Origin of the sequence: Streptomyces sp. 8N616 (genome assembly GCF_052246385.1) — a bacterium.
Taxonomy (GTDB): domain Bacteria; phylum Actinomycetota; class Actinomycetes; order Streptomycetales; family Streptomycetaceae; genus Streptomyces.
Window position 1 is genome coordinate 14251 of record NZ_JBQQBY010000045.1, and the last position, 17790, is coordinate 32040.

Below are 17790 nucleotides of genomic sequence, written 5' to 3' on the forward strand. Positions count from 1 at the left end.
AACCGCGTCCGTCAGGCCCTTTCGGCAGGCACCCTGGTGGGGATCGTCGGGAGCACGACACCGTTGCCCACCAGCGCGACATGCTCCAGGCTGCGGCCCGACACCGCGACCTCGAAGAGATCCGGAAGCGCGTAGTCCTCGGCCGCATCGCGGTCGACCTGGTAGCCGAGATCCGCGAGGCTCGCCACCGTCATGCGGCTCAGCGGATTGCCCGCGCCGCCGATGTTCGGCGACATCAACTCGTGGTCGAAGACGCTCTCGCGCCAGTGGCCGCCCGCGCTTCCCGCGCCGCCGACGTTCGCGACCGGTACGGGTGCGGGCTGTCCGTTCCGTTTCAGCTTGCCGAACTCCTCCATGGCGCCGGGGCCGACGAAGGTCGGATTGCGGCCGGGGAAGTCCTTCAGGAAGCCGAAATCGGTCCAGATGGTCCCGATGCCCAGCACGTGGCCCATCTCGTGAGTGATGACATCGAGGAGTGTGCCTTCGTCTTCCATATTGGCCAGGTCGGCCTTGTCGAATCTCATGATCCCCTTTGCGGGGAGCAGAGCCCCGGTTGCCGCCGACTCGTCCCGGAGGTGGGTCGGACCCGCCTCTCCGAGGGTGTCGCCGATGCCGTCGATCGCAACGCCCTCGGCATCGATCAGGAGGTCGTCGACCACGACTTCGCCGGTGAGGTCACGGATGATCACGGTCTGCAGATCACCCACAATGACCCGTGCCCAGCGGTCGGCGGCTCGAGCGAAGGCGCTTTTCTGGCCGCTCGTCAATCCTCCGAGGAACCGGACTTCTATCTGGAACGGCGACGTCGTGTCGGCCAGCTCGGCCGCGCGGCCGGCGTCGGCGACGGCCCGGTACGTCTCGACGGCGCGTGTGATCTGCCTGCCCATGGCCACTACTCCCCTCGTGCGCAGCCAGGTCTGTCCCTCAAAACCACGCTACCGAGGAAGGTTGTTGTAGACAGGGCAACCAATTTCCTGCGTTCGCCGCCGTGTGGAAGGTCTTGCCCGACGCCGTAAGTCGATACGCCTACGGGAATCGCGCCTACCGTCGCGGCGACGTCAGCGCCTTCTTGATCCGCGGGGTCAGTGGTGTCTCCACGAACCGGTACAGCAGCCACGCCAGCACCAGCATCGAGGCGACGGCCCCCGGCAGCGTCACGTACGACGGCAGCCCGAACGTCCGGTGCAGGACGTGGACCGTGACCCAGCCCAGGTGTTCGTGCACCAGGTAGAAGGGGTACGTCAGCGCGCCCGCCACCGTCAGCCAGCGCCAGTTCGCCCACCGCAGGTACCCCAGCGCGATCGCGCCCACCGCCACGAAGCCCATCGTCACCACGGCCACGATCCCGTAGGACGGGCGGTACGAGAAGAAGTCGGGGTTCGGCGGGTGCCACAGCCGGCTCACCGCATAGTGCTGGCCGATGAGCCAGCCTGCCGCGACGATGCCCCAGGCCGTCGTGTCGCGGCGGTCGCGGTGGACCAGGTAGAGCCCGATGCCGCCGATGAAGAACGGCGCGTACTCCGGCATCAGGACCACGTCGAGCAGCGGCTCGTTCGCGGCGTCCGCGACCGCTGCGCCCAGCGTCCACACCGCGCAGAACAGGACTATCCGCTGCCGGGTCGCGCCCGGCAGGATGACGAAGAGCGCGAAGAGGGCGTAGAAGCGGAGTTCGGCCCAGAGGGTCCAGCAGACGCCCAGCACGCGGTCGACGCCCAGCGGCTGCTGCAGCATCGTCAAGTTGACCAGGGCATCGCTCGGCGAGACCGCGTCGTAGGCGACCCACGGGACCGCGAAGACCGCTGTCACCAGGATGATCGCGGCCCAGTACGCCGGGAACAGCCGCGAGACGCGCGAGGCGAAGAAGGAGCGCAGCGGGCGGCCCCAGCCGCTCATGCAGATGACGAAGCCGCTGATGACGAAGAAGACCTGCACACCCAGGCAGCCGTACGCGAAGACCTGGGAGGCCGTGGGGAACTGGACGTTCGGCGACGTTCCCCAGGCATCGCCGATCTCGCCGTCACGGCCGCCGAAGTGGTAGAAGGCGACCATCAGCGCTGCTATAAGGCGCAGACCGTCGAGAGCGCGCAGACGGTGGGCAGGGGGCGCGCTGCGTATGCTGCGCGCCCCTGGACTGTGACTTGGGGCGGTCGCTCCCCGGGCTCCAGGGCCTCCCGGTGAGGTCGTCTCTCCCGGTGAGCTCTTCGGGAGGGTGGTGCCGGCGGTGAACGTCATCCGAACGCGGCCCTCTTCTTCACCAGCCGGCGCTGTACGGCGCGGGCCCTGCGCGCGACCCTGCGCACCGTCGCGTTGCGCGGCAGGAAGGCGAGCTGGGACGGGATCGCGCCGGGCAGGGCGAGGGACGTGAGCCGGCGCCGCTTGAAGTAGCGCCAGGTGTGCGGGGTGAGCTTCGTGGAGAGGTACCGCTCGGCTTCGGGGCGCAGGCTCGGGTAGATCTGCGCCTGCATCGCGTAGCCCACGGCCCTGATCAGGCCGGTGAGGCGGTCCTCGACCTCGGCGGCGCCGGGCGGGGTCCAGGCCGTGACCGCCGCCTTGTCGGTGAGCTCCGGCAGCAGCGCATCGACGATGGTGACCGGGACGCGGTTGCTGTTCTGGTACGGGGCGAGCCGCTCGAGCAGCAGATCGGTGCCGGTGCGCGCGACCGGCAGCTCGTACAGCGCGCTCGCGGTCAGCAGCGCGGTCGAGAAGCAGCCGGCGACGAGCGCGGGGCGCATCTTCTGATAGAGGACCTCGGCGAGCAACGGCGAGTCGAGGACGGTCAGTTCGACGCCGAGCTCCCCGGCCTCCTTCTCCAGCATCCGCGACCAGCGGGCCGGGGCCGTCGGGTGCGGCTTGAACACGACCTTGCGGTGGCCGAGTTCCGCGGCGCCGCGCAGCATCGTCACGTGCAGCCGCTCCTCCTCCTCGCTGGTGAGGATGTCGAGGGCGGACAGGTACTGGCCGAGCAGCAGTGCGGGCCCCTCGACCTGCGGGAGGTCCGCGGTGTCCGCGTCCTCGGCCAGCTCGGCGAGAACCTTGGTGAAGCCCGACGTCGGGACGATGTGCGGTTCCACGCCGAACTCGGTGAGCAGCAGCGGCCGCAGGCCCGGCACCAGGTCGAGGTGGAGGAGCCGGCGGATACGGGTGCCGACCAGCGGGTCGAGCTTGTTGCGCGTCGGCCCGTAGCTCATCAGGCCGTCGGCGTAGACGTCGATCGGCGCGCCCGTGAAGAGCTGGGCGAGCGCCAGCGCCGGGTTGACCTGGATGGACTCGACGGCCAGCTCGACCTGGTCGTCGCCGAGGTCCCAGAGCAGCCGCAGATGCCGCTCCCACAGCGGTACGTCGTCCATCCGCGGCGACCAGCCGCCCGGGTGGAAGGGGAAGATCGTCTCGTTCCAGGACAGCACCCGGTCGAAGCGGCGGCGCAGCCGCTGGAAGCCGGGCATGGCGTCCACGGCCGGAGTCGTCTCGGGGGTGGCCGCGTTGTTGCTCACCAGCAGGATGCGCTGGTCGGCCGGGTCGAAGAGGTCCGAGTCCAGGGCGGCGGCGAGCGTGGCGGCGCCGTACAGGGTGGAGGCGAAGAAGATCTGGGTCTTCCTGCTGCCCTTGCTCCGGGGGGAGGGGAGCGCGGCCATCAGGCGGCCACCTCCGCCGGGACGGGACGGCGGCGCAGCCGCCGCAGCCGGGAGGCGCGCTCATAGTCCATCGAGTCGAGTGCCTCCTGCAGGACGTCCTGCGGCATGCGCTTCAGGGCGGCCGCGCTCATCGACCGCAACTTACGTGCCACGGGTGGTTCGAACCTCTCGATGCTGCCGAGATGATGGGAAATGATGGCGCAGTAGGTGCGCACCGCCTTGGGAAGCAGCGATGCGGCTTCCGGGTCCTTCGCCGTCTCGTCGATGACCTGGTCGAAGGCGCGGATGAAATCGAGCTGCCTGACATCCCCGATCTGGGTCAGGGACGAGGCGACTCCGCGCCGGTAGTAGACGCCCAGCAGGCCGACGACCGCGAAGGACTTGGCCTCCCGGTGCAGCCGCCAGATCCACGGCCGGTCCTCCGCCGTCCGCAGTCCGTGCCGGAAGTGCAGCAGCCCGTCGTCGAGCAGCCGCCGGTGGTAGATGCCCGCCCAGGCGTACGCGTAGTCGACGGAGGTCGAGCGGTCGGCGGGCAGGATCGCGTCCCGGGGGTTCATGACGACACCGCGCCTGCCGTGCGGGACGCGGGTGATCGAGCGCGCCCGCGCCGTGCACTGCACATGGTCCGTGCGGAGGAAGTCGCAGCCCAAGTCCTCTATGGCCGTGAGGAGTTCCTCGTAGTAGCCGGGCCTGAGCCAGTCGTCGCCGTCGAGGAACGTCAGATACTCGCCGCGCGCGGCGTCGAGGCCGGTGTTGCGCGCGGTGGCGAGACCGCCGTTCTTCTCGTGCCGTACGACGACGGCTCCCGGAAGGTCGCGCGCGGCACGGTCGAGGATTTCCGGAGTCTCGTCGGCCGAGCAGTCGTCGACGAGAATGAATTCGAAATCCTGTCTGGCGTTCGCGCGGAGACTTCTCAGGGTGTCGGGCGCGTAGGTCTGCACGTTGTAGAACGGCACGATGACGGAGAGCTTAACCACCCGCGAGACGGTAGGTGGGTCCCTGGCATTCGTCTTGACGTGTGGTGATCCTGTGGGTGAACGAAATATGGCGGAACAGTTAACCCGCCGCTCTCACGTGTCGATTCTCCATCCGTCGACTTGCTGTTAACCCTTTGTTGCGACCGAGTTGGGCCGCCAATCGGAATGGCTTCCTAGCGTCTTCGACGTGCCAGCAAGTATCAGTCCTCGTCCGCGGGTAGCCGTGCTCGCCGATTCCGATACGCGGTGGAAATGGGGCGCTCTCACCGCAAACCGCATCGTATCGGACATTCAGTTCGACGGCTTTCTCCTGCGCGGCCGCGCGACCCCCACGGCCCGGCAGCTCGAAGAGGTGGGCGTGCGCGCGGAATCGCTGCGCGAGGTCACCGGCGTCGAATTCCTGCGGACCATGGGCCGCGAAGCGTACGACGTCGTCGTGCTGGCAGGTGTCGGCGGCGCCGTCCAGGCCATGCTGCACGGCCTCGCCCGCGCCTGGGAAGGCCGCGCGAAGCGGCCCGTCGTCGTCACCGGCTATGTAGGGGTCGTCTACGAGAAGCTCTCCGACGGCCTGCTACTCCGCCACGGCGCGGACCTGGTGCTCGCCAACTCCCGCCACGACGCGGACCGCTTCCGCGCCGTGTACGAGGGAGTGGGCGCCGACGCGGGCAGCGTCGTCGAGACCGCGCTCCCCTTCCTCGGGGGCGCGCGCTACGACGAGGAGGCCCGGGAGGGCCGCCCCTTCACCGTCGTCTTCGCCACCCAGCCCTCCGTGCCGGTCAGCCGCACCGACCGCACGTACCTGCTGCGCCGTGCCGCGGAGCACGCCCGCAAGCACCCCGAGCGCGAGGTCCTCGTCAAGCTGCGCAGCAAGCCCGGTGAGCACACCACGCACATCGAGGAACTGCCGTACCAGAAGCTCGCGGCGAAGATCCCCGGCGGCCTTCCCACCAACTGCACCCTCGTCTACGGGCACATGGGCGAGGTCCTGGACCGCACCGACCTGCTGGTCACGGTCAGCTCCACCGCCGCGCTCGAGTCGCTGCACCGGCGCATCCCCACCGCCGTCCTCACCGACCTGGGCGTCCGCGAGGTGCTCGGCAACCACCACTTCCTCGGCTCGGGCTGCCTCGCCTCCTGGGACGAGCTGGACGCCGGGTACCGGCCCGCGCCGGACGCGCTCTGGCTGAGCCGCCAGGGCGTGGCCGCCAACGGCTCTTACGAGACCGCGTTCGAGGCGGCGCGCGAGCGGGTCGCCGAGCTGCTCGCGGCGGACGAACTGCCGCCCATCGCGCCGTACTACACGACCGCCACCGCGCCGGGCTACCTGCCCGGCATCCTCGCCCGGCACCACCTCGACCCCAAGGGCGAGCCGATGCCCGGCGCGAGCGCCGTGAGCGAGGAGACCGGCGGCGTACGGCGGATCGTGCGCAGCGCCGTACGGGACGTGGCGCGCGGCGCCTACCGGCACGGCGTCCAGCGGGTGGCCCCGGTCATCCGGCGGATGGGGGAGCTGTGACCGAACGACAACCGGCTGCCGGGACGCAGCCATCTGACCTCCCCGAAGGAGCCCTCATGCCCCCCACCGTGCTCGCCGTCATCCCCGCGAGGGGCGGGTCGAAGGGCGTACCCGCCAAGAACCTCGCCGCCGTCGGGGGCGTGCCCCTGGTGGTGCGCGCCGTGCGCGAGTGCCTGGCGAGCCGGATCGTCACCGATGTCGTCGTCTCCACCGACGACGCGGGCATCGCGGCGGCGGCCCGGGGCGCGGGCGCCGACGTCGTGCAGCGGCCCGCCGCCATCGCGGGTGACACCGCCACCAGCGAGGCCGCCGTCCTGCACGCCATGGACGCCCACGAGGCGATGCACGGCCGGGCCGTGGACGTCGTCCTGCTCGTCCAGTGCACCAGCCCCTTCCTCATCCGCGAGGACATCGACGGCGTCGCCGGGGCCATCGTCGAGGACGGCGCCGACAGCGCGCTGACCGTCGCGGCCTTCCACGGCTTCGTCTGGCGGGACGGCGACGACGGCGCCAACGAGGCCGACGCGGCGGACGGCGCCTACGGCGTCAACCACGACAAGTCCTACCGCCCGCGCCGTCAGGACCGGCCCCAGGACCTCCTGGAGACCGGCGCCGCGTACGCCATGAACGCCGAGGGCTTCCGCAAGGCCGGGCACCGCTTCTTCGGGCGCACCGCACTCGTACGGACCGACCCCGCGCGCGTGCTCGAGGTCGACGATCCGCACGACCTGGCGCGCGCCCGCGCGCTGGCGCCCCTCCTCGACGCGCCGCGCCCCGGTGCGCTCCCCACCCGCGACGACATCGACGCGGTGGTACTCGACTTCGACGGCACCCAGACGGACGACAGGGTGCTCGTCGACTCCGACGGACGGGAGATGGTCGCCGTGCACCGCGGCGACGGGCTCGGCATCGCGGCCCTGCGCCGCGCCGGGCTGAACCTGCTGATCCTGTCCACGGAGCAGAACCCGGTCGTCGCCGCACGGGCCCGCAAGCTGCAGCTGCCCGTGCTCCACGGCATCGACCGGAAGGACCTCGCACTGAAGCAGTGGTGCGAGGAGCAGGGCATCGCCCCTGAGCGCGTGCTCTACGTCGGCAACGACGTGAACGACCTGCCGTGCTTCGGCCTTGTCGGCTGGCCCGTCGCGGTCGCCGGTGCGCACGACGTCGTGCGCGGCGCCGCACGCGCGGTCACCTCCACCCCCGGTGGCAACGGGGCGATCCGCGAGATCGCCTCCTGGATTCTCGGCCCCTCCCTCTAGAGAAGGAACTGTTTTACATGAGCAACACCCCCCGCCTTCGCACCCTCGGCGACAAGATCGCCGGGCCGGGCCGTCCCGTCTACATCACCGGCGAGATCGGCATCAACCACAACGGCGAGCTCGAGAACGCGTTCAAGCTGATCGACGCGGCCGCCGACGCCGGCTGTGACGCCGTCAAGTTCCAGAAGCGCACCCCGGAGATCTGCACCCCGCGCGACCAGTGGGACATCGAGCGCGACACCCCCTGGGGCCGGATGACCTACATCGACTACCGGCACCGCGTCGAGTTCGGCGAGGACGAGTACCGCCGGATCGACGACTACTGCAAGTCGAAGGGCGTCGCCTGGTTCGCGTCCCCGTGGGACACCGAGGCCGTCGCCTTCCTGGAGAAGTTCGACGTCCCGGCCCACAAGGTCGCCTCCGCCTCGCTGACCGACGACGAGCTGCTGCGCGCCCTGCGCGCCACCGGCCGCACCATCATCCTGTCGACCGGCATGTCGACCCCGAAGCAGATTCGCCACGCGGTCGAGGTGCTGGGCAGCGACAACATCCTGCTCTGCCACGCCACCAGCACGTACCCGGCGAAGGCCGAGGAGCTCAACCTGCGGGTGATCCACACCCTGCAGGCCGAGTACCCGAACGTGCCGATCGGCTACTCCGGCCACGAGACCGGCCTGCAGACCACGCTCGCGGCGGTCGCCCTCGGCGCCACCTTCGTCGAGCGCCACATCACCCTCGACCGCGCCATGTGGGGCTCCGACCAGGCCGCCTCGGTCGAGCCGCAGGGCCTGCAGCGCCTCGTCCGTGACATCCGGACGATCGAGGAGTCGCTCGGCGACGGCGTCAAGAAGGTCTACGAGAGCGAGCTCGGCCCGATGAAGAAGCTCCGCCGCGTCGCGGGCGTCATCGCCGAGTCCGAGGCCGGTGACCGCGAGCCGGCCGCGGTCTGACCATCACCTGCGGTGAGCGAGGACCGGGCATCAGGGCGGCCGGCGAACCGGCCGCCCACGCCCGCGCCCGCACTTCGGCGCGGATGTCCCAACCGCCCGACCGTATGGGGGCGGGTGGTTGGGAACGCGGCGCGCAGCGCCGCCACCGGGGCGGCCCGTCCGCCCCGGCCTCCGGCCGGATCCCGGCGCCGCCGCACGAGAACACGGGGTGAATTTCGGTGAGCCGACCTGAGGGGACTGCGGGTCCGTCCCCGTCCCTGTCCCCGTCCCCGGACGTGCCGGCGGCACGGCGAGAGCCGCTGCCCGCGGACCGCTTCCGGGGCCCGGCCGACGAGGCCGGGAACCTGCCCGCGAGCGGGCAGGACCCGGCGCCCGCGCATCCGGGTGCCGAGCCGCTGACTCCGTCCCCGGCGCACCCGGCCGATGCGGGACGCACGCGGGCGGCAGAAGACACGAAGGCCCCGCCGATGTCCCATCCGCCCGCGGCACAAAACCCCGCGCCTGGGGCACCGACCAGTGCACCCACGGCCCAGGGCCCCGTGTTCTTGGCCCCTGACGCTGCCTCCGCGGCACCCCGCAGTGCGCCCGCGGCAGCTGACCCCGCGCTTTCGGCGCCGGACGGTGCGCCCGCGCCCCAGGGCCCTGCGCTCTCGGCCCCGGGCAGTGGACCCGCGGCATCGGACGCCCCGCCTGTGGCAAAGGGCGGTGCGCCCGCGGCAGCTGACCCCGCGCTTTCGGCGCCGGGCAGTGGACCCGCGGCATCGGACGCCCCGCCTGCGGCGCCGGGCAGTGCGCCCGCGGCAGCTGACCCCGCGCTTTCGGCGCCGGACGGTGCGCCCGCGCCCCAGGGCCCCGCGCTCTTGGCCCCGGGCAGTGGATCCGCGGCATCGGACGCCCCGCCTGCGGCAAAGGGCGGTGCGCCCGCGGCATCGGACGGCGCGCCCTCGGCACCGTGCAGCGCGCCCGCTGCACCCGGCCCCGCGCCTGCGGCACCCGGCCCCGCTCCTGCGGCACCCGGCAGTGCATCCGCGGCAGTTGACCCCGGGCCCTCGGCTCCGAGCAGTGCGCCCGCGGTTCCCGCGTATGCGGGATCGGAGCGGGCGGCCGGGGACACCCTTGCCTTCGTCGAGAGCCCCGTCCAGCTGCTGAACGTCCTGGAGTGGGCGTACGCGGACGCGCTCCGGGCCGCGGGCAGGGCCGCCGGGACCGGATCGGGACCTGTCGTCCCCGCGCAGGGTGCTGGGCGCGCGGAGGACCTCAGCGCGAGCGGCGGCGGCGTCGGCGGCGACCCGCAGGGCCGCGCCGCGGCGCCCGCGGCCCGCCCCCCGCACCGTGACGGCGGAGCCGTCACGGTGGTCGTGCTGTCGCCGAACGACCCCATGACCCGCGGCCAGCTGCGCCGCATGGCGGAGCTCGCGCGCGACGAAGGGTTCAGCGTGCGCTGGGAGGACGCGCGGGGCGGGGCCGGGGCGCCGTTCCAGACCATCGGCGCGCTCGCGCCCGCGCTGCGCCGGGCCCGGCGGATCGTCATCGGCGACCCGTTCTCCCGGTACGTCCAGCTGCTGCTCACCCTGGCCCGCGCCCGGGAGCTCGTCGTCGTGGACGACGGGACCGCCACCATGGAGTTCGTCTCCCAGCTGGCCCGCGGCGAGCGCCTCGTGCGCTGGCACCGCACCGGCCGCGGCGGAGGAGCGCGCGACGCGGTCTTCGCTCCCATCTCCGCCGTCGCGCGCCGCAGGCTGACTCCCCGCGAGGGCCGCAGGACCGTCGAGGTGTTCAGCTCGATGCCGGTCGAGCCGCCGGACGGGGTCCTGGTCACCGCCAACGACTTCGCCTGGACCCGGGCCCGCTTCGGGCCGCCCTCGATCACCAGGGGCGCGGACCTGGTGGGCACCTCGCTCGCCGAGACCGGTGTCGTCGACCTCGACCGCTACATCGGGGCCGTCGGCGCCCTGGCCCGCACGCACGGCGCCACCCGCTACTTCGCGCACCGCCGCGAGAGCGCCGAGAAGCTGAAGCGGCTCTCCGAGGAGACGGGCCTGGAGATCGTACGGCCCGACCTCCCGCTGGAGCTGATCGCACGCCGCGGCCCCATAGGGCGTACGATCCTGAGCTTCCCTTCGACCGTGGTGCACACCCTGCCGCTCGCGCTCGCGGGTACGGAGGTGAAAGTCGCCGTCTGCGACATCGATCCGGCCTGGCTCACCGACACCGCGTCCCCGCGCGCCCAGGGCTTCCTGTCCGGGGTCACCGGCACCGCACGTGACGTGCACCGACTGCCGTCCGTGCCCGCGGTGGCGCCTTGAGAAGTTAACCCTCTTTCATACCCCTCCGCGGGTCCGCGCATGCGGGCCGCGGCTGCTTTTTCTCACCCCATCCGGCTGAACTTTTGTTGATCGAAGGACAGTTGCCTGGTAGGCAGTCGTACCCTTCAGAGGGTGAACCAACTGATGTCCCCCGAGACCGACGCCGGCCTGCCTGCGGATCCCGACCTCCCCGGGAGGGTCCCGGACGCGCTGCGCGCCGAGCTCATCGCCTTCCGGCGCGACCTCCATATGCACCCCGAGCTGGGCCACCAGGAGTTCCGTACGACCGCCGCCCTCATGGCGCGGCTGGAGCAGGCCGGACTCCAACCGCAAGTCCTCTCCGTCGGCACCGGGCTCATGTGTGACATCGGTACGGACGCGGGCGGCTGGGACGGCGTACAGCCCCTGCTGGCGCTGCGGGCGGACATCGACGGCCTGCCGATTCCGGACACCAAGACCGTGTCGTACCGGTCGACGGTGCCCGACCGCGCGCACGCCTGTGGGCATGACGTGCACACAACCGTCGTGCTCGGCGCGGGCCTGGTGCTGGCCGAGCTGGCCCGTGAGGGCCGGCTGCCGCACCCGGTCCGGCTGATCTTCCAGCCCGCCGAGGAGGTGCTGCCCGGCGGGGCGCCCGACGCGATCGAGTCCGGGGTGCTCGACGGCGTCGGGCGGATCGTCGGGCTGCACTGCGACCCCAAGGTCGAGGTCGGCAGGATCGGACTGCGGACCGGACCGATCACCTCCGCCTGCGACCGGCTCGAGGTGGCGCTGGACGGCCCCGGCGGCCACACCGCGCGTCCGCACCTCACCACCGACCTGGTCACGGCCGCCGCGAAGGTGGCCACAGAGGTCCCGGCGCTGATCAACCGCCGTATCGACAGCCGCTCCGGGCTGGCCGTCACCTGGGGGCGCATCCAGGCCGGGCACGCCTGCAACGTCATCCCGCAGCACGCCGAGCTCTCCGGCACCGTCCGCTGCCTCGACCTCCCCGCCTGGCGCGCGGCCCCCGATCTGGTGCACGCTGCCATCGACGAGGTCGCGGCCCTGCACCGCGCCAAGTCGCAGATCAACTACATCCGAGGGGTCCCGCCCGTGGTCAACGAACCGGGCAGCACCGCGCTGCTGCGCGACGCGATGGCCGTACGGCGCGGACCCGAGCACATCGAGGACACGGAACAGAGCCTCGGCGGCGAGGACTTCTCCTGGTATCTGGAGCAGGTGCCCGGCGCGATGGCGCGGCTGGGCGTCCGGCCCGTCGGGGACACCACCCGGAGGGACCTGCACTGCGGTGATTTCGACGTGGACGAAGGCGCCATTCAGGTCGGCGTGGAGCTCTTCACGGCTGCCGCGATGCTCGGCGGACACCGTCCGTAACCGGACGTACGTGTCGCCGTCGGCTCCGCTTCGCGTCGATCCGATAACGGCTTCCAACCAGGTCTTTATCTGACATCTACGCGCGTTACGATGCCGCGAAGCCAGCGCCGGAAGAGGCGCTTTCAGCCGAAGGGGAAGTCCTCTTGCGTCGGGTAATAAAGATCGCAGCAGCGAGCGTCGCATCGGCGGCCCTCGCCTTCACCGTTACTTCCTGTGGAGAGAGCTCCACCGAGTCCGCCGGCTCCGGCGGCGACCTCAAGGCCGGTGTCGCCTACGACGTGGGTGGTCGCGGCGACCACTCCTTCAACGACTCCGCGGCCCGCGGCCTGGACAAGGCCAAGAAGGACCTCGGCGCCGACGTCAAGGAGCTCACCGCCAACGAGGGCGACACCAACGCCGACCGTGCCGACAAGCTGGCCCAGCTGGCCGAGGCGGGTTACAACCCGGTCATCGGCGTCGGATTCGCCTACCGGAACGCCGTCGAGGCGACCGCCAAGGACTTCCCTGACACCCGGTTCGCCATCGTCGACTCCGAGATCGAGGCGAAGAACGTCACCAACCTGGTCTTCGCCGAGCAGGAGGGCTCCTACCTCGCAGGCGTCGCCGCCGCGCTGAAGACCAAGACCAACAAGATCGGCTTCATCGGCGGCACGGACAACCCGCTGATCCTCAAGTTCCAGGCCGGCTTCGAGCAGGGTGTCGCCGACACCAACCCGAAGGCCAAGGTCACCTCGGAGTTCCTGGCCGAGACCGAGAAGGGCTTCGGCCTGCCCGACAAGGGCCTGCAGTCCGCCGAGGGCCAGCTCGCGGGCGGCACCGACGTGATCTACCACGCCGCGGGCGGCTCCGGCACCGGTGTCATCGAGGCCGTGGGCAAGGCCAAGAACAAGGGCGCCTGGGCCATCGGCGTGGACTCCGACCAGGCTCTGCAGCCGGGTCTCGCCGCGTACAAGGACCGCATCCTGACCTCGATGGTCAAGAATGTGGAAGGCTCCGTCTACGAGCTCATCAAGAGCGTCAAGGACGACAAGCCGCTCACCGGCACCCAGCGGTTCGCGCTCAAGGACGGCGGCATCTCGCTGGCCACCACCGGCGGTCACATCGACGACATCAAGCCGAAGATCGACGAGGCCAAGAAGAAGATCGAGAGCGGCGAGATCAAGGTCCCGACCACTCCGAGCAGCTGACCAACTGAACACCACGGCGGGCGGCCGTCCTCGTACGGGCCGCCCGTCACCGGGGCCCGGGGGAGAGGACCGCAGCTTCTCTCCCCCGGGCCTTGCACGTCGCTACCGTCCTCACCCCCAGAGGAGTGCGCCATCAACGCCCCCAGCGCCCCTGCCGGCGCCCCTCCCGCATCCGGCTCGCCGACAGCCAACGCTGTCGAGCTCCACGGGATCACCAAGCGGTTCCCGGGAGTCGTGGCCAACCATGACATCGACATCGCCGTGCAGCGCGGTACCGTGCACGCTCTCGTGGGCGAGAACGGCGCGGGCAAGTCGACCCTGATGAAGATCCTCTACGGGATGCAGCGACCCGACGAGGGCACCATCACGATCGACGGCGAGCGGGCCGAGCTGCACTCGCCCGCCGACGCCATCGCGCGCGGCATCGGCATGGTGCACCAGCACTTCATGCTGGCCGACAACCTCACCGTCCTGGAGAACGTCGTCCTCGGCGCCGAGAAGCTGTACGGCATCGGCAGCGGCGCCCGCGCGAAGATCCAGGAGATCTCGGACGCGTACGGCCTCGGCATCCGCCCGGATGTGCACGTCGAGGACCTCGGCGTCGCCGACCGGCAGCGCGTGGAGATCCTCAAGGTCCTCTACCGGGGCGCGCGCACGCTCATCCTCGACGAGCCCACAGCCGTCCTCGTCCCGCAGGAGGTCGACGCGCTGTTCGACAACCTGCGGGAGCTGAAGTCCGAGGGCCTGACCGTCATCTTCATCTCGCACAAGCTCGGCGAGGTGCTGGCCGTCGCCGACCGGATCACCGTGATCCGCCGCGGCACCACCGTGGCCTCCGTCGACCCGGCCGAGGTGACGTCCAAGCAGCTCGCCGAGCTGATGGTCGGCACCGAGCTGCCCTCGCCCGAGACCACCGAGTCGACCGTGACCGACGTGCCGATACTCCAGGTCGAGGGCCTCCACCTGAGCGCCACCGACCCCGACGGCACCGTGCGCACCGTGCTGGACCGGATCGGCTTCACCATTCACCACGGCGAGGTGCTGGGCATCGCCGGGGTCGAGGGCAACGGCCAGTCCGAGCTCGTCGAGGCCATCGTCGGCATCCGCGACCCGGACGCCGGGACCGTGACGCTGGACGGCGAGCCCATCACCCACCTGCCGACCCGCGGCCGCCGCGAGCGGGGTCTCGGCTACATCCCGGAGGACCGGCACCGGCACGGCCTGCTGCTGGAGTCCCCGCTGTGGGAGAACCGCATGCTCGGCCACGTCACCGAGGCCCCCAACAGCAGGCGCGGGCTGCTCGACCCGGCCGCCGCCCGGCGCGACACCCGGCGCATCGTCGAGCAGTACGACGTACGCACCCCGGGCATCGAGGTCACCGCGGCCTCGCTCTCCGGCGGCAACCAGCAGAAGCTGATCGTCGGCCGGGAGATGAGCCACAAGCCCAAGCTGCTGATCGCCGCGCACCCGACGCGAGGCGTGGACATCGGCGCGCAGACCCAGATCTGGGACCAGATCCGCGAGGCCCGCCGGGAGGGCATGGCGGTGCTGCTGGTCTCCGCCGACCTGGACGAGCTGATCGGCCTGTCCGACACGCTGCGTGTGATGTACCGGGGACGGCTGACCGCCGACGCCGACCCCGCGACCGTAACCCCGGAGGAGCTGGGCAGCGCCATGACCGGCGCCGCCAGCGGTCACCTGGCAGATTCCGATAGTGGCTCCGCCACGGGTTCCGAAGGCGACACCCCCGGGGGAGAGGCCCGATGAAGAAGATCGACAAAGAGCGGCTGCTCCTGGGGATCGCCGCTCCGCTGCTCGCCGTGCTCGGCGCGTTCGTCATCACCGCGCTGGTGCTGCTGGCGACGGGCAAGGAGCCGTTCAGCGCCTTCGGCATCATGTTCGACTACGGCATCAAGTCGGACAGCCAGGTGTACATCCTGAACAAGGCCACGACGTACTACCTCGCGGGCCTCGCCGTGGCCATCGGGTTCAAGATGAACCTGTTCAACATCGGCGTGGACGGCCAGTACCGGCTCGCGGCCTTCTTCGCCGCGGCCCTCGGCGGTGCGCTGACCCTGCCCGGCCCGCTGCAGATCATCATGATCATGCTCGCCGCGATGGCGGTCGGGGCGATGTGGGCCGGGATCGCGGGGCTGCTGAAGGTCACCCGCGGTGTCAGCGAGGTCGTCACGACGATCATGCTGAACTTCATCGCGACCTCGATCATCGTCTATCTGCTCAAGGAAGGCCGCCTCGGCCATCTCGACCCGGCCGGCACCCAGGTGTCCACCACCGAGATCCCCGAGTCCGCGCACTTCTTCGACATCGAGACCGCGGGCGGCACCCTCTGGGGCTTCATCGTGATCGCCGCACTCGCCGGGGTCGTGTACTGGTTCGGGCTCGGCCGCACCCGGTTCGGCTTCGACCTGCGCGCCGTGGGCTCCTCGGAGACCGCGGCCCAGGCCAGCGGCGTCGACGTCAAGCGCATGGTCGTCACCAGCATGGTGCTCTCCGGCGCCATGGCCGGACTGATCGGCATGCCGATCCTGCTCAACGACAGCTTCTCGTACGGCAACGACTTCCCCGAAGGTGTCGGCTTCACCGGAATCTCGGTCGCCCTGCTCGGCCGTAACCACCCGGTCGGCATCGCACTCGGCGCAATCCTCTGGGGCTTCCTCGAACGCACCAGCAACAGGCTCGAGTTCGAGGGGTACGACCGCGAGCTCGTCGGCATCATGCAGGGCTCGATCGTGCTCTGCGTCGTCATCTCCTACGAGGTCGTGCGCCGCTACGGCCTCAAGCGCCAGCAGCAGAAGGTCGGGGCAGAACTCGCCGCCCAGGCCCGTGCCAACACCGACAAGCAGGAGGCGTCGGCATGAGCATCACTCCCCCGGAAACCCCGCCCACCGTGACCGGTGCGACACCGGCGGCCGTGGGCAGGCGCAAGCTCACCCTCCCCGTCGTCCTGCTGATCATCGCGGCGGGCCTCGTCGCCGTATCCGCGGTCCGGGCGATCTCCGGCACCAGCACGCTCACCTCGGCCGCCCTGATCACCGGCGCCCTCCAACTCGCCGTGCCCATCGCGCTGGCCGGGCTGGGCGGCCTGTGGTCCGAGCGGGCGGGCGTGATCAACATCGGTCTCGAGGGCATGATGATCCTCGGCACCTTCTTCGGGGCCTGGGCGGGCTGGCAGACCAGCCCGTGGGTCGGTCTGCTCGCGGGCATCGCGGGCGGCATGATCGGCGGAGCCGTGCACGCCATCGCCACCGTCACCTTCGGCGTCGACCACATCGTCTCCGGTGTCGCGGTCAACATCCTCGCGGTGGGCGTCACCACGTACCTCGCCAAGGTCAGCTTCACCACGGGGGAGGCCGCCGAGATGGGCGGCAGCCCGCGCCAGTCGCCCGCGTCCGACAGCCTGCCGACCGTGACCGTGCCCGGCCTGTCCGACTGGCTGGCGACGGTCGAGGGCAAGCACTGGTTCCTGATCTCGGACACCGCGGGCATCCTGGGCGGCCTGATCACCAATCTCTCGGTCGTCACGATCATCGCCGCGGTCCTGTTCGTGGGCACCTTCTTCGTGCTGTGGCGCAGCGCGTTCGGGCTCCGCCTCCGCTCCTGCGGGGAGAACCCCACGGCGGCCGAGTCGCTCGGCGTGAACGTGTACGCGTACAAGTACGCGGCCGTGCTCGCCTCCGGTGGCTTCGCCGGTCTGGGCGGCGCCTTCCTCTCGCTCGTCTCGATCCACATCTACAACGAGGGCCAGGTCGGCGGCCGCGGCTACATCGGCCTCGCGGCCATGATCTTCGGCAACTGGCGGCCCGGTGGACTCGCCATGGGAGCCGGTCTCTTCGGCTTCACCGACGCCCTCCAGCTGCGCGGCGGCGGCGCCTCGCTGCACGCCCTGCTCCTGCTCATCGCCGCGCTCACGCTCGGCATCGCCATCTGGCAGGCGTACCGCAAGAAGTACCTGGGCGCCGGGATCAACGTGGTCGTCAGCGTCCTGCTGGTGGTCTGGTACGTGACGACCGATGAGCTGCCGGGCGAAGTCGTGCGCGCCGCGCCGTACATCACCACGCTGGTCGTCCTGGCGCTCTTCGCCCAGCGGCTCCGCTTCCCGAGAGCCATCGGAAAGCCTTACCGCAGGGGCCAGAGCACGTGAGCGCCGAGAGCAGGCAGGGCACCGACTGGGGGGCCCTGCGGACGCGGGCCCGGGACCTCATGTCCCGGGCCTACGCCCCGTACTCCGGCTTCACCGTGGGCGCGGCGGCGTACGTGGACGACGGCCGCACCGTCGGGGGCTGCAATGTGGAGAACGCCTCCTACGGGGTCGCGCTGTGCGCCGAATGCGGCCTGATCTCCGAGCTGATCGCGACCGGCGGCGGCCGGCTCACCGCCTTCACCTGCGTCGGCCCGGACGGCGACCTGCTCATGCCTTGCGGCCGCTGCCGCCAGCTGCTGTGGGAGCACGGCGGTCCGGAGATGCTCGTCGACACCCCCTCGGGGCCTCGGCCGCTGCGCGATCTGCTGCCCGACGCCTTCGGCCCCGAGGACCTCAAACGCCTGCGGAGGAAGCCCTGATGGAG

14 protein-coding genes are annotated in these 17790 nt (G+C 71.0%); 10 read left to right on the top strand and 4 right to left on the bottom strand.

Features of this window, described 5'->3' with window-relative positions; genetic code table 11:
• Positions 1–11 precede the first annotated feature (11 nt).
• The 4 genes from ACTWQC_RS31025 to ACTWQC_RS31040 all read right to left on the bottom strand — a co-directional run bounded on the left by ACTWQC_RS31025 (position 12) and on the right by ACTWQC_RS31040 (position 4609).
• Positions 12–887, bottom strand: coding sequence for a leishmanolysin-related zinc metalloendopeptidase (locus ACTWQC_RS31025; protein ID WP_443319165.1), 876 nt, complete (start codon positions 885–887; stop codon positions 12–14).
• Between the two features lie 154 nt (positions 888–1041).
• Entirely contained in the window at positions 1042–2232 is a 1191-nt protein-coding gene (locus tag ACTWQC_RS31030) for an acyltransferase family protein (RefSeq protein WP_443319166.1), read from the bottom strand.
• Positions 2229–3632: a polysialyltransferase family glycosyltransferase gene (locus ACTWQC_RS31035; protein ID WP_443319167.1), complete on the bottom strand. Its 1404-nt coding sequence runs from the start codon at positions 3630–3632 to the stop codon at positions 2229–2231. The genes ACTWQC_RS31030 and ACTWQC_RS31035 overlap by 4 nt, the downstream gene beginning before the upstream one ends.
• Complete coding sequence (locus ACTWQC_RS31040; RefSeq protein WP_443319168.1) at positions 3632–4609, bottom strand: glycosyltransferase family 2 protein; 978 nt, start codon at positions 4607–4609, stop codon at positions 3632–3634. The genes ACTWQC_RS31035 and ACTWQC_RS31040 overlap by 1 nt, the downstream gene beginning before the upstream one ends.
• A gap of 187 nt (positions 4610–4796) precedes the next feature.
• Between ACTWQC_RS31040 and ACTWQC_RS31045 the strand changes: the two genes are divergently transcribed.
• The 10 genes from ACTWQC_RS31045 (at position 4797) to ACTWQC_RS31090 (ending at position 17785) form a co-directional block, all read left to right on the top strand.
• Positions 4797–6125 carry a DUF6716 putative glycosyltransferase gene (locus ACTWQC_RS31045; RefSeq protein WP_443319169.1) on the top strand — a complete coding sequence of 443 codons (1329 nt, stop codon included), beginning with the start codon at positions 4797–4799 and terminating at the stop codon, positions 6123–6125.
• Between the two features lie 56 nt (positions 6126–6181).
• On the top strand, positions 6182–7384 hold the full coding sequence (locus ACTWQC_RS31050; RefSeq protein WP_443319170.1) for a cytidylyltransferase domain-containing protein: 1203 nt from the start codon (positions 6182–6184) through the stop codon (positions 7382–7384).
• A 17-nt stretch (positions 7385–7401) separates the two neighbouring features.
• Entirely contained in the window at positions 7402–8334 is a 933-nt protein-coding gene (locus ACTWQC_RS31055) for an N-acetylneuraminate synthase family protein (protein WP_443319171.1), read from the top strand.
• Between the two features lie 1142 nt (positions 8335–9476).
• On the top strand, positions 9477–10640 hold the full coding sequence (locus ACTWQC_RS31060) for a hypothetical protein (RefSeq protein WP_443319202.1): 1164 nt from the start codon (positions 9477–9479) through the stop codon (positions 10638–10640).
• 144 nt (positions 10641–10784) lie between these two features.
• Positions 10785–12017: an amidohydrolase gene (locus ACTWQC_RS31065; RefSeq protein ID WP_443319203.1), complete on the top strand. Its 1233-nt coding sequence runs from the start codon at positions 10785–10787 to the stop codon at positions 12015–12017.
• A 143-nt stretch (positions 12018–12160) separates the two neighbouring features.
• On the top strand, positions 12161–13204 hold the full coding sequence (locus tag ACTWQC_RS31070) for a BMP family lipoprotein (protein ID WP_443319172.1): 1044 nt from the start codon (positions 12161–12163) through the stop codon (positions 13202–13204).
• 132 nt (positions 13205–13336) lie between these two features.
• Complete coding sequence (locus ACTWQC_RS31075; protein WP_443319204.1) at positions 13337–14971, top strand: ABC transporter ATP-binding protein; 1635 nt, start codon at positions 13337–13339, stop codon at positions 14969–14971.
• The gene (locus tag ACTWQC_RS31080; RefSeq protein ID WP_443319173.1) at positions 14968–16083 is read left to right on the top strand and encodes an ABC transporter permease; all 1116 of its coding nucleotides are present in this window, start codon (positions 14968–14970) and stop codon (positions 16081–16083) included. The genes ACTWQC_RS31075 and ACTWQC_RS31080 overlap by 4 nt, the downstream gene beginning before the upstream one ends.
• Positions 16080–17366, top strand: a complete 1287-nt coding sequence (locus ACTWQC_RS31085; protein ID WP_443319174.1) for an ABC transporter permease — start codon at positions 16080–16082, stop codon at positions 17364–17366. The genes ACTWQC_RS31080 and ACTWQC_RS31085 overlap by 4 nt, the downstream gene beginning before the upstream one ends.
• The gene (locus ACTWQC_RS31090; RefSeq protein ID WP_443319175.1) at positions 17363–17785 is read left to right on the top strand and encodes a cytidine deaminase; all 423 of its coding nucleotides are present in this window, start codon (positions 17363–17365) and stop codon (positions 17783–17785) included. Before ACTWQC_RS31085 ends, ACTWQC_RS31090 begins: the two co-directional genes overlap by 4 nt.
• The last annotated feature ends 5 nt before the right edge of the window (positions 17786–17790 follow it).

Excerpts from the sequence above, each read along its gene's own strand:
- ACTWQC_RS31035 (WP_443319167.1), bottom strand. The coding sequence starts at position 3,632 with ATGGCCGCGCTCCCCTCCCCCCGGAGCAAGGGCAGCAGGAAGACCCAG.
- ACTWQC_RS31050 (WP_443319170.1), top strand. The coding sequence starts at position 6,182 with ATGCCCCCCACCGTGCTCGCCGTCATCCCCGCGAGGGGCGGGTCGAAG.
- ACTWQC_RS31030 (WP_443319166.1), bottom strand. The coding sequence starts at position 2,232 with ATGACGTTCACCGCCGGCACCACCCTCCCGAAGAGCTCACCGGGAGAG.
- ACTWQC_RS31055 (WP_443319171.1), top strand. The coding sequence starts at position 7,402 with ATGAGCAACACCCCCCGCCTTCGCACCCTCGGCGACAAGATCGCCGGG.
- ACTWQC_RS31080 (WP_443319173.1), top strand. The coding sequence starts at position 14,968 with ATGAAGAAGATCGACAAAGAGCGGCTGCTCCTGGGGATCGCCGCTCCG.
- ACTWQC_RS31025 (WP_443319165.1), bottom strand. The coding sequence starts at position 887 with ATGGGCAGGCAGATCACACGCGCCGTCGAGACGTACCGGGCCGTCGCC.
- ACTWQC_RS31065 (WP_443319203.1), top strand. The coding sequence starts at position 10,785 with ATGTCCCCCGAGACCGACGCCGGCCTGCCTGCGGATCCCGACCTCCCC.
- ACTWQC_RS31085 (WP_443319174.1), top strand. The coding sequence starts at position 16,080 with ATGAGCATCACTCCCCCGGAAACCCCGCCCACCGTGACCGGTGCGACA.